8 protein-coding genes and 1 pseudogene are annotated in these 11,617 nt (G+C 32.0%); 7 read left to right on the top strand and 2 right to left on the bottom strand.

What is annotated here, in order from left to right:
- A pseudogene (locus tag GSY47_RS10085) lies at positions 1-1,174 on the bottom strand (IS3 family transposase); the annotation flags it as partial.
- Between the two features lie 136 nt (positions 1,175-1,310).
- Positions 1,311-4,532 carry a cytochrome c biogenesis protein gene (ccsA, locus tag GSY47_RS10080; RefSeq protein WP_179001954.1) on the bottom strand — a complete coding sequence of 1,074 codons (3,222 nt, stop codon included), beginning with the start codon at positions 4,530-4,532 and terminating at the stop codon, positions 1,311-1,313.
- 334 nt (positions 4,533-4,866) lie between these two features.
- Between ccsA and GSY47_RS10075 the strand changes: the two genes are divergently transcribed.
- The 7 genes from GSY47_RS10075 (at position 4,867) to GSY47_RS10045 (ending at position 11,446) form a co-directional block, all read left to right on the top strand.
- Positions 4,867-5,628 carry a Rossmann-like and DUF2520 domain-containing protein gene (locus tag GSY47_RS10075; protein ID WP_179001956.1) on the top strand — a complete coding sequence of 254 codons (762 nt, stop codon included), beginning with the start codon at positions 4,867-4,869 and terminating at the stop codon, positions 5,626-5,628.
- On the top strand, positions 5,612-6,139 hold the full coding sequence (locus GSY47_RS10070; RefSeq protein ID WP_179001958.1) for a KdsC family phosphatase: 528 nt from the start codon (positions 5,612-5,614) through the stop codon (positions 6,137-6,139). The genes GSY47_RS10075 and GSY47_RS10070 overlap by 17 nt, the downstream gene beginning before the upstream one ends.
- A gap of 147 nt (positions 6,140-6,286) precedes the next feature.
- Complete coding sequence (locus tag GSY47_RS10065) at positions 6,287-7,213, top strand: geranylgeranylglycerol-phosphate geranylgeranyltransferase (protein WP_179001960.1); 927 nt, start codon at positions 6,287-6,289, stop codon at positions 7,211-7,213.
- A complete protein-coding gene (locus tag GSY47_RS10060) occupies positions 7,206-7,790 on the top strand; it encodes a Maf-like protein (RefSeq protein ID WP_179001962.1) in 585 nt (194 codons plus the stop codon). The genes GSY47_RS10065 and GSY47_RS10060 overlap by 8 nt, the downstream gene beginning before the upstream one ends.
- Positions 7,791-7,801: 11 nt before the next feature.
- Positions 7,802-8,332 (top strand): mechanosensitive ion channel domain-containing protein, encoded by a 531-nt coding sequence (locus GSY47_RS10055; protein WP_109193503.1) that lies wholly within the window; start codon positions 7,802-7,804, stop codon positions 8,330-8,332.
- A 104-nt stretch (positions 8,333-8,436) separates the two neighbouring features.
- Positions 8,437-9,537: an AI-2E family transporter gene (locus GSY47_RS10050; protein ID WP_179001964.1), complete on the top strand. Its 1,101-nt coding sequence runs from the start codon at positions 8,437-8,439 to the stop codon at positions 9,535-9,537.
- Between the two features lie 76 nt (positions 9,538-9,613).
- Entirely contained in the window at positions 9,614-11,446 is a 1,833-nt protein-coding gene (locus GSY47_RS10045; RefSeq protein WP_179001966.1) for a hypothetical protein, read from the top strand.
- Positions 11,447-11,617: the final 171 nt, after the last annotated feature.

Here is an 11,617-nt window from a genome sequence, read left to right as displayed (position 1 = left end):
TTTTTTGATATACAAAATTAGGTGTTTTCATTTTCAAGCTTAAATGCGGCCTTTTTTGATTATAGCATTCTATAGATTCTTTAATTAATTTATTTAATTCTACTGCTGATTTACATTTATAGATTAAAAATTCATGCTTTAAAATCCCATTGATTCTTTCTGCTAAAGCATTCTGATAGCAATCATATCCATCGGTCATTGATGGTTCAATATTGTTCTTTCTTAATTCATTCTGATAAATCTGGGAACAATACTGAAGCCCTCTGTCTGAATGATGTATAAGTGCAAGTTTGTTTTTTCTATTTTTAACTGCCATTTTCAGGGCTTTAACAACATTCTCTGCACTCATATCGTCACTTAAATGATAGCCGACAATTTTCCTGCTGAAAACGTCTGTAACTAATGAGAGATAATGGGTTCTTTCATATGATTTTACATAAGTTATATCACTTACAAAGACCTGTTCGGGCCTATGCACATTAATATCTTTTAGAAGATTAGGATATTTATGAAGCCAGTGTTTAGAAAAAGTTGTTTTAATATAACTCTTTGCAGGCTTTATAAGCAGCTGCTCTCTTTTTAAATACTTGAAAAATGCATCTCTACCGATTTTAATTCCATTTTCAGCAAAACAATGCTCCAATAAAAAATAAAGTTTTCTTGTGCCTAATCTAGGCATTATTCTTCTTTGTTTTTCAACCAGTTCCCTAACTTTGAGCAATTGTTCTTCGCGTATTAGTAAACGTGATTCATGCTGATAAATCGATTGTCGGCTTATCCCAAATAATCTACAGGCATAGGACATACTTATTCCTTTTTCCTGCCGGATGCTTCTGATGGTTTGGGAGAAAACTTTTTTCTGATTTGAGTTCCATATTGACTGTCAGAAATATCAATCATAGTATTAAGAACCATGTTTTTCAGTTTTTCATCTGCCAGTTCTTTTTCTAATCTTTTGATAATCTGTGCCGGAGTTTCTTTTGATTTTGACATAAAAAGAAGATTAGGTTTGCTCCAGTCTAAGTTACCAAATTTTCGTAACCAAACCAAAACAGTGCTTCTTCCCTGTATTCCGTATTTTTTTCTGCGCCTGCTTGTAAGTAAGTTCGCCTTTTTCTACCTGCGAAATAACGGCTAATTTAAAGCCTAAGTTGTAATCTCGCTGACTACGTCGCTCTTTTTAAAATTCTGGATTATTCATAAATAAGTCAATTTTATGTCAACTTATTTCAGGACGAGACACAAGACATAAAAAAAGCTCAGTGCAAAACTGAGCTTTTTTTATGCGAATCAATAATTAATTGGATAATCTATTTTTTTACTTTTTTAGTCTTATAGTATTTTCTATATTTTGGATAAGTAATCGCTCCTATTAAAGAAATTGTTATCAAACAATAATAAATCCAGCTTAAAGAATGTGCTTCTCCACTAGCATAAGAGTGTAAACCAACCAAGTGGAAATTTACTCCATAATAAGTGAACAAAATAGATACAAAAGCATACATACTCATTAAATTGAAGAACCATTTGCCTCTTAAAGCAGGAACAAAACGAGCGTGAATTACAAAAGCATAAATCATAATCGAAATTAAAGCCCAAGTTTCTTTTGGATCCCAACCCCAGTAACGTCCCCAGCTTTCGTTTGCCCATTGTCCACCAAGGAAGTTTCCAATAGTAAGCATAATCAAACCAATAGTTAAAGACATTTCGTTGATATGAGTAATCTCTTTAATGTTAAGCTCCATTTTAGCTTTGTTTTTCTCTGTTGTAAAGAAAATCAATAATAATGACACAAAACCTAAAATCATTCCTAATGCAGTTGGGCCATAACTACCTACAATAACTGCAACGTGAATCATTAACCAATAAGAATTAAGAACTGGCTGTAAGTTTGCGATTTCCGGATCAATCCAGTTCAAGTATGCTGCCATTAAAATCATAGCAGTAACGAATGCAGATGAAGCCACTGTTAATTTTGATTTTCTGTCAAAAGCCAATCCGAAGAACATGGTTGACCAAGACACATATACAATAGATTCATAAGCATTACTCCAAGGTGCATGCCCAGAAATATACCAGCGCGCTATTAATCCTAATGTATGAAGCACAAATAACAATCCAATTATAATATGGAATCCGTTTATTGTCATACGCAGCCATTTTTTCTCAAAGAAAATATTGACAATAATAAGAATGAACATAAAACTTGCCGCTGTAATATACCAATACGATAATTTTTGAAAAACGTCATATTTGTTATAGATAATCTCTGCATCTATTTTTTGTTCACTAGGCATTACTTTGGCTCCAAATTTCTTTTGAAAACCATGAATACTTTCTACTAAGTTATCAGCTGTATCAAAGTTTTTCGCGATAGAACCATTATTCAAAGCACTGAAGTATAAAGGCAGAATCTGTTTTACGTAAGTAGAATCCATTCCTTTAAATCCAGCTCCTTCACGTTCTAAATACGAAACCCATTTATGATTTGGATCATTTGGAACTGGGAATATCTTTAAAATGCTACCGCTTAAAGCAGACTCCATTAAGTTAACTTTTTTATCAGTTTCAATGAAATCTTTCTCAAAACTATTTGGATTTGCCGCTTTATAGGCTGCATCTAAATAAGGCGATAATTTATAATTTCCCTGCTCATCAAAGAATTTTACAAATGGAGCGTACTTATCTTTTGAATCGATACCAATGATTTTACGGATACTATCATTCTTTGTATTGATATAAATAATAGGAACCTGAATCCAAACCTGAGCGTACTGCGTCATCGATAAAAATACCTGATCCGAATTCATTTCGTTATATTTATCACTGTGACTTACTTTACGAAGCAATTCAGATGAAAAAGTATTAATCGGTTTCATTCTTCCTCCAGCATCCTGAATAATCAAACGGCCAAATTTAGCAGCATGCGCTTCTGGCGCTTTATAGATATTCAATAAAGAATCTAACTGCTTTTTACTTGGCGGTGCAGTTACATGATTGGCGTGATCGTTTGGATCTGTTGAATGTGTATGATCATGATCGTGGTCGTGCGAGTGAACATGTGGTGTCTGTTGTGCAAAACCACTTAAACTTAACATTAAAACTAAAATCGTAATTAGTTTTTCTTTTTTCTTTTTAACAGCTTCCAGCTTACGTTTTAAATCGCCAAAACGAGAATGTTTTGTAAACATAATTGCCATTAAACCTATGTAAAGCATAAAGTATCCAAAATAAGTAATGTTAGTTCCCCAGAAATCATGGTTCACAGATAAAACGGTTCCTTTCTCATCTGGATCAAATGAAGATTGGAAGAAACGATATCCTTTATAATCCAAAACATGATTCATAAAAATATCAGCATCAAAAGTTTCTGTAGAATCCTGAACGGTTACTTTACTTTTGAACGCAGAATAACTTTTTTCAGTTCCAGGATATTTATCAGCAATAAAGTCATTTAGTCTCACTTTGAAAGGTAAAACATACGCTTTACTTCCATAAAATAAAGAGTATTCAATGTTGCCAATTTTTACTGTTTTAGGTTCTCCAACCTGTCCTTTAGAACCAAAAAGCATTACTTCTTTTTCCTGTCCTTCGGCTTTTACTTTAACAACTAAAGCATCTGAATGCGTTTTAGCTTTATAATCATTATTAGATTCATATTCTACTTTTCCTTTCATTGCAGGATCTGGAAATACAATTCTAATATCTCCAATACTGTATAAAGAACGCATCATTAAAGGCTGTACATCATCTTTAGTAACTTTACCTTTAAGCTGATCCGCCATTCTCATAAATTCTCCTTCAAAAGGTGTTTGAATAGTATATTTATCACCTTTAGTATTAATATTAATGGCTCCGTCTGTTTGTTTATTTAAAGCAAACAAAACATTATGAATGTTCTTAACTTCGCCTTCTTTTAAGTAATGTTCTTCACGTCCGCCGGCACCAGCCTCAACTAATTTAAGGTACAAAGTTCCGTTTGGATCTTCTTTAACCACTTCCTTCGCTCCCATGATATAATTAGCATAAGAAACTTCAAAAGGAGTTTCATCAAATTTGCCAGAAATAGAAAAATCATTAGTGGTTGCTGGAGATAATAAAAGACTTTTTTCAAAAACTCTTCGTTTCATTTCTCCTTTATATTCACCATCAACAAAAACGGTTAAAAAAGTCTTATCTGAATATACTTGGTTTTCTGCCGCACCTTCACGAATCGGCATCATTCCTTCATAACTAATATATCTTGTTATAAAAGCTCCTATAATGATAAAAATAAAGGCTAAGTGCAGTAATAAAGTTGCCCATTTTTCTTTTTTAAGTAATTGATAACGTTTGATGTTTCCGAAGAAGTTAATAACGAAAACTACCATTATGGCTTCAAACCACCAAGTATTGTAAATTAAAATTCTTGCCGTATCTGTATTGTATTTACTTTCGATAAAAGTTCCAATACCCATTGCTGCTGCAAATGCTATAAAAAGAACGGCCATTAAACGTGTAGAAAACAAAAAAGAGAATATTTTTTTATCCATTTTTAAGGAATTACATTGTATATAAAGTGGCACAAAAGTACTTAAAAATGTTTATTTGAGGCATGTGATATTTGTTAATAAAAACCAAATATATGGCAGTGAATTTAATCAAATTCTCAGAAATGTACACTTATTTTTACAAAAACATATCTAGAGAAATTAAAACTATTCTTTTCTCTCATTACATTCAAAACAAAATAAATATGCTAGTCAGCTTTCGTTTTGATAATTACAAAAAATATTTAAGAAGCAAAAAAGTTACAATCTCTACAATCTGAATCAAAACTTTTCGTTACAAATTATCTTTATAAAAAATAATACTAATTTTGTTTTCATGATTCAGATAAATATAATCGGTTCCGGCAATGTTGCACAGCATTTAATAAAAGCTTTTGAGGGAAGTAAAACTGTAGAAATAAAACAGGTTTTTTCACGAAAGAAAGAAACGTTGCTGCATTTGGTTGACTATGAAAAAATTGCTACAGATTACAACGAAATCCAGCCTGCGGACTTACATATAATTGCTGTTTCAGACAATGCAATTGCCGAGGTTTCGGAACAACTTCCTTTTAACAATCAGTTCGTGGTTCATACATCTGGCACTTCTTCAATGGAACTTTTAAATCCTAAAAATCGTCGCGGTGTTTTTTACCCGCTTCAAACATTTTCAAAGAATAAAGCTATTGATTATTCGATTATTCCATTTTGTTTGGAAGCCGAAAATACAGCCGATTTTAAGTTATTAGAATCCATTGCTAAAAGTATTTCTACAGCAGTACATTCTGTAAGTTCCGAGCAACGTAAAGCGCTTCATGTAGCGGCTGTTTTTGTCAGTAATTTTACAAATCATTTATATTCTTTGGGACAAGAAGTTTGTGAAGAAAATCAGCTGCCGTTTGCAATTTTAAGACCTCTCATTCAAGAAACTGCGGACAAGATCAATACACTAAATCCAATTGATGCGCAAACTGGTCCGGCTATAAGACACGACTCAAATACTACAGAAGCTCATATGGCTTTTTTACAAAACGAAAACAAAAAAAATATCTATAAAATCCTAACACAATCTATACAGCATAATGGCAAAAAGTTATAAAGAAATAATGAATGACATCACAACTTTTGTTTTTGATGTAGACGGAGTACTAACAGACAGTTCTGTTTTTGTAACCAACCAAGGAGAAATGTTGCGAACAATGAATATTCGCGATGGCTTCGCTTTAAAGGCGGCAATCGAAAGTGGTTATAACGTATGCATTATTTCTGGCGGAAGCAATGAAGGTGTTCGTATTCGTCTTCAAAATTTGGGTGTTAAAGACATTCATTTAGGAACGCCTGACAAAGTAAAAACATTTAAAGATTACACCGAAATCAATAATATAAAGCACGAAAATGTATTATATATGGGAGACGATATTCCTGATTTTCACGTTATGAAATTAGTAGGTCTTCCAACTTGTCCTCAGGATTCTACCCCTGAAATTAAAAATATCTGCCGTTACATTTCTCATGTAAAAGGCGGACGTGGCGCAGCAAGAGACGTTATCGAACAAGTGATGAAAGTACAAGGAAAATGGATGGAATATTTTAATGGAAAACATGACTAAATTATTTTGGATTGTTGATTTTATATTTTAGATTCCTGATTATTTACAAGCAATTTGCTTTGTCAAAGTTTAAAACTTTGACAAAGCTTGAAAGTCAATTAAAACCTTTGAACCTTTGTTCCTCTGAACCTTTGCAACTTAAAAAGAATGAAATTCCTAAAACTTATTCGCTATAAAAATTTATTAATGCTGGCTTTTATGCAGCTTCTTTTTCGTTATGCTTTTCTAAAACAGCAAAATATTCCGCTTGCTTTATCAGATTGGCAGTACGGGTTATTAGTTTTAAGTACAGTTTTATTGGCCGCTGCAGGTTATGTTATTAATAATATTTACGATGTCGCAACAGACAGCATCAATAAACCAAATGATGTTGTAGTTGGAAAAGGAATAACTGAAACCACTGCTTATAACATTTATATAGGCTTAAATATTTCGGGAGTTGCGATTGGTTTTATTTTGTCTAATATTATTCTAAGACCAACTTTTGCATCACTTTTTATCTTAATTGCTACTCTATTGTATTTTTATGCTACAACCCTAAAACAAATCATGATTTTAGGAAACTTTGTGGTAGCGTTACTTCTTGCTGTAAGTGTATTAATTATTGGTGTTTTCGATATTTTTCCTGCAACAACTGCCGAAAATCAAGCGCAGATGGCTAGTCTTTTTTCAATTTTAATTGATTATGCTTTGTTTGCTTTTATGATTAATTTTATCCGTGAAATAGTTAAAGATATTGAAGATGTAAATGGAGATTACAACCAAGGAATGAATACTTTACCGATTGCTATAGGTGTTGGAAGAGCAGCAAAAATCGCTTTAGGCTTTGCCATAATTCCGTTTATTCTATCTGCTCTTTATGTGAATACTTATTTCATGGAAAATAAGCTTTATATAGCTGTTTTTTATGCTTTTGCTACAGTTCTCGCGCCTTTATTATACTTTATAGTAAAAATATTTGATGCCAAATCTCAAAAAGATTTTCATCATCTGAGTACTATTTTAAAACTAATTTTATTCTTCGGAATTCTATCAATTTTGGTTATTGCCTTAAACATCAAATACAATGCTTAAAGAAAAATTAAAGAAATATAAAATCATTCTAGCTTCGGGATCACCAAGAAGACAGCAGTTTTTTAAAGATTTAGATCTTGATTTTGAGATTCGCTTAAAAGATGTTGAAGAGATTTTTCCACCTCAATTAAAAGCAGCTGAAATTACCGATTATCTTGCGGAACTAAAAGCTAGAGCTTTTGAAGGCGAATTAAAAGAAAATGAAATTTTAGTGACCAGCGATACCATTGTATGGCACCAGAATAAAGCTTTAGGAAAACCAAAAAACGCTGAAGAAGCTTTTGAGATGATTAAATCGATGTCTAATGCAACTCATGAAGTGATAACTTCGGTTTGTTTTAAAACGAACCACTCTTCCACTCTATTGCATGATATTACCAAAGTAACATTTAATGACTTGTCTGACGAAGCTATTTTATATTATATAGAAAACTACAAACCTTATGATAAAGCGGGTGCTTATGGAATTCAGGAATGGTTTGGTTTTATGGCAGTTGCAAAAGTTGAAGGATCATATACCAATGTTATGGGACTTCCGACAGCAAAAGTCTACGAATTTTTGATTACATTAGTGTAAAAATTTTATTTATGTTTTCCTTTAAAGAGTACAGCCGCGAAATAATAGCAACCATAATTCTCATTCTAGTATTAATTGTACTTCGAATGGTAATTGCAAAACTGGTTAGAAGTTTTGCTGCTTCGAGTCAGTTATTTGAACATCGTACCAATTTAGTTATCAAGTACATTAATATTTTGATGAATATTTTGGTCACTACAAGTTTAATTGTAATTTGGGGTGTACAAACTGAAGATATTTTTCTTACTGTTTCTTCTATTGCAACTGTAATTGGTGTTGCTATGTTTGCACAATGGTCTATCTTGAGCAATATTACTTCGGGAATGGTTTTGTTTTTCTCTTTTCCATTTAGAATTGGAGATACTATAAAAATACATGATAAAGATTTTCCAATAGAAGCAGAAATTGAAGACATCAACACCTTTCATGTAAGCTTAAAAACTAAAGAAGGAGAAAAAATCATCTTTCCAAACAATTTATTACTGCAAAAGGGAATTTCAATAATACCAGCAAAATACGAAGAAAGAGAGTTCTTTGATTAAATAAACAAATGGGAATTGTATAACGGCGAGAAAAAAAGCTAGAACGTAAAAGAACAAATTAAGTGTAATATTTGTTTTATAAATCTAGCTTAATTCTTAAAATAATGACTCGGCCCGTAACTTTACCCTTTTATGCAAAACTTGCATTTATACTTATCACTTTAATCTGTTTTGCTTTTATTTTCTGTACTGGAAAAGATATTCTAACTCCAGTTTTGATGGCGTTTCTTTTTGCTGTTTTGCTGCTTCCAATTTTCACTTTTTTAAACAATAGACTAAAATTCCCAAGACATCTAGCAGCCATAGTTTGTCTCATCATTTTTCTTTCTTTTATAGTAGGAATTCTAGTCTTCATCTCTTATCAGGTTACTTATATGGCTAATGATTTTGAAACAATAAAGAAAAATGCCAATTCCTTTATTATTGAAATTCATAAGTTTATCAGAGAGAATTTCCAAGTCAGCATTGGTGATCAGAAAAAATATCTAGATTCCGTTACTCAAGATTCTGTAAAAACAGGACAGGCAAAATTAGGCTCTTTCATAATTTCGATGAGTGATGTTCTCTTAGATAGTACTATTATCATTATTTATACGTTTCTCTTTTTAATTTATAAAGAGCATTTCAAATTGTTTTTAGCTAAACTAATACGCCAGGAAAACCATACAGTTTTAAAAGATATACTTTCTCAAATTAAAGTTTCGATAAACAATTATATCGTCAGTTTGATAATAGAAATGATCGTTGTATCGGTTTTAACTAGTATAGGATTATGGATTATCGGTATTAAATACTTTATTCTTTTAGGATTAATCACAGGAATCTTAAATCTGATACCGTATATTGGAATTTTAGTAGCAGGAATTATCACCGTTTTAGCTTCATTAACTGGTTCCGCTGAGTTTTCAATTATTTTAGGAATACTTATCGTAAACATAATTGTCCAATTTATAGATAATAACCTTTTAGTTCCATTGATTATCAATTCTAAAGTAGAAATCAACGCCTTTGTATCTATTATCGGAATCATTGTAGGTGGTGCGGCGGCAGGAATCGCTGGAATGTTTTTGGCTATTCCTCTTTTAGCCATCCTGAAAATTATATTTGACCGCATCGAATCTCTTGCTCCATGGGGTTATCTGATGGGAAATCATGTACCTAGGAAATTTAGATGGAGAACCAGAAAAGCTACAGCTGAAAACTAAAAAAGTTATTTTTTAAAACCTGCTTTTTATTCCTTACATTCATAAACGATAAAACTATTTAGAAGAAAACTACCAAATGTCTTTAAATAAAAAAATACTGTTTTTTATTTTGCTTTGCTTTTGTTTACAAAGCGGATATGCTCAGGTAGATAAAACTAAAAAAGAACCTAAGACCCAAAAAGATACTACTGAAATCTATACCAAGATTCGCAATTATTCTAAGAAAAATAAGTTTACCCAAACGATGCACAAATTATTTTTCAGGTCAAAAAAACCAAAGAAAAAAGAAGAATTACTTGTACCAATAGATTCAACTCATTATGATGGTAAAATTATTCGTAATATAAATATCATCACTTTAGACCCTTTTGGACATTCAGTTGCTGATACTATGCAAGTGCCTAAAAATTGGGGAGAACGAATGGGAAACAGGCTTCATTTAAAAACCAAAAAAATAGCTATAAAAAACTTATTGTTATTTAAGAAAAACACCCCGTATAATACCTATAAAGTTTTAGAAACTGAGCGTTTAATTCGTGCACAGCGTTATGTAACAGCCGTTCGAATTTCCAATCAATCTGTCGGACAGGCTTCTGATTCTGTAGACGTTACGATACGTGTTTTAGATTCCTGGAGTACCATTCCGAGATTTTCGATTTCAAGCAGCCAAATGTCTATCGGTTTTAAAGAAAAAGACTTCTTTGGTTCAGGACAGCAATTAGAATATCGTTACACTAACCGATTTGATGATGGACGTAATGCTAACGAGGCTACATACACCGTTCCAAATATTAAAAATACTTATATTGGAACCGTTCTCCATTATAAAATGGACATCGATAATAATTACATTAAAAGTATTGATGTAGAACGTGACTTCTACTCCCCTCTAACAAAATGGGCCGGTGGTCTTTATATAGATGAATTTTATAGAAGAGATACTTTACAGGCTCCAGATCTTTCATACGCTTATCAGCCAGTTAAATATACTTCTCAGGATGTTTGGGCTGGACATGCTTTTAAAGTTTTTGAAGATAATAATAAAGCAATCACCAATCTTATTACAACAGCTCGATTTTTAAATAAAAATTATAGTGAAACACCAACTGAAGTGTACGATCCTGATCATTTTTATTCGGACGAAAAATTAATTCTCAGCGGGATTGGATTTAATACGCGAAAATTTATCAAAGACAGTTATATTTTCCGAAACGGACAAACAGAAGACGTTCCGATAGGAAGAATATATGGTATAACATTGGGGTATCAATATAAAAATACTTTTTGGAGACCCTATGTCGGTGCGCAATTTTCATTTGGAAATTATTATCGTTTAGGTTTTCTAAGCATGAATTTTGAAGCTGGAACTTACTTCCATCAATCTAAAACGTATCAGACTGCCTTTTTATTTGAATCCAACTATTTTACAAAATTGTATAGTATTGGAAAATGGAAACTGAGACAGTTCGTAAACCCAAAACTAGTTATCGGAATAAACCGTGATGATATCATTGGCGATCAGCTTAATATTAATCAGCAAAACGGTTTAGCAGGTTTTAATACAGCAATATACGGAACTAGTAAAGCAGTATTATCGCTTCAAACCCAAACCTATTCCCCTCATGCTTTATGGGGATTTCGTTTAAATCCGTTCTTTAATTATTCTGTAGCAGTTTTGGGAAGTCCAGAAGTGGCAATGACCAAAAGCAAACCTTATTCTAAACTAACTTTAGGCTTGTTGGTCAGTAATGATTACTTGGTTTTTAGTTCCTTTCAGCTTTCTATTTCTTATTATCCAAGCATTCCATTACAGGGAGACAATGTATTTAAAACAAATACTTTTGAAACTACGGATTATGGACTCCAAAGTTTTGAATTAGCAAAACCACGTGTTGTCGATTATAGGTAATTTTTTAATCTTTTTTTCAAAGTTCTATTTTGAATAAAAACCTTTAAAAACCAACATTTTATACATTAAACAAAACTAAAAATAATTCGACGAAATGCGTTTTTTACTCGACAAAATACATCTTTACTTTTTTTTGGCACAGTATATGAATATCCTTAAACAAGATTAACA

Origin of the sequence: Flavobacterium quisquiliarum, assembly GCF_019308285.1 — a bacterium.
GTDB classification, from domain to species: Bacteria; Bacteroidota; Bacteroidia; order Flavobacteriales; family Flavobacteriaceae; genus Flavobacterium; species Flavobacterium quisquiliarum.
Note: the sequence above shows the minus strand (reverse complement) of the source record. Positions and strands in the feature narration are given on the sequence as shown.

Bases quoted from the DNA above. Each gene is read 5' to 3' on its own strand.
- ccsA (WP_179001954.1), bottom strand. From the start codon at position 4,532: ATGGATAAAAAAATATTCTCTTTTTTGTTTTCTACACGTTTAATGGCC.
- GSY47_RS10075 (WP_179001956.1), top strand. From the start codon at position 4,867: ATGATTCAGATAAATATAATCGGTTCCGGCAATGTTGCACAGCATTTA.
- GSY47_RS10070 (WP_179001958.1), top strand. From the start codon at position 5,612: ATGGCAAAAAGTTATAAAGAAATAATGAATGACATCACAACTTTTGTT.
- GSY47_RS10065 (WP_179001960.1), top strand. From the start codon at position 6,287: ATGAAATTCCTAAAACTTATTCGCTATAAAAATTTATTAATGCTGGCT.
- GSY47_RS10060 (WP_179001962.1), top strand. From the start codon at position 7,206: ATGCTTAAAGAAAAATTAAAGAAATATAAAATCATTCTAGCTTCGGGA.
- GSY47_RS10055 (WP_109193503.1), top strand. From the start codon at position 7,802: ATGTTTTCCTTTAAAGAGTACAGCCGCGAAATAATAGCAACCATAATT.
- GSY47_RS10050 (WP_179001964.1), top strand. From the start codon at position 8,437: ATGACTCGGCCCGTAACTTTACCCTTTTATGCAAAACTTGCATTTATA.
- GSY47_RS10045 (WP_179001966.1), top strand. From the start codon at position 9,614: ATGTCTTTAAATAAAAAAATACTGTTTTTTATTTTGCTTTGCTTTTGT.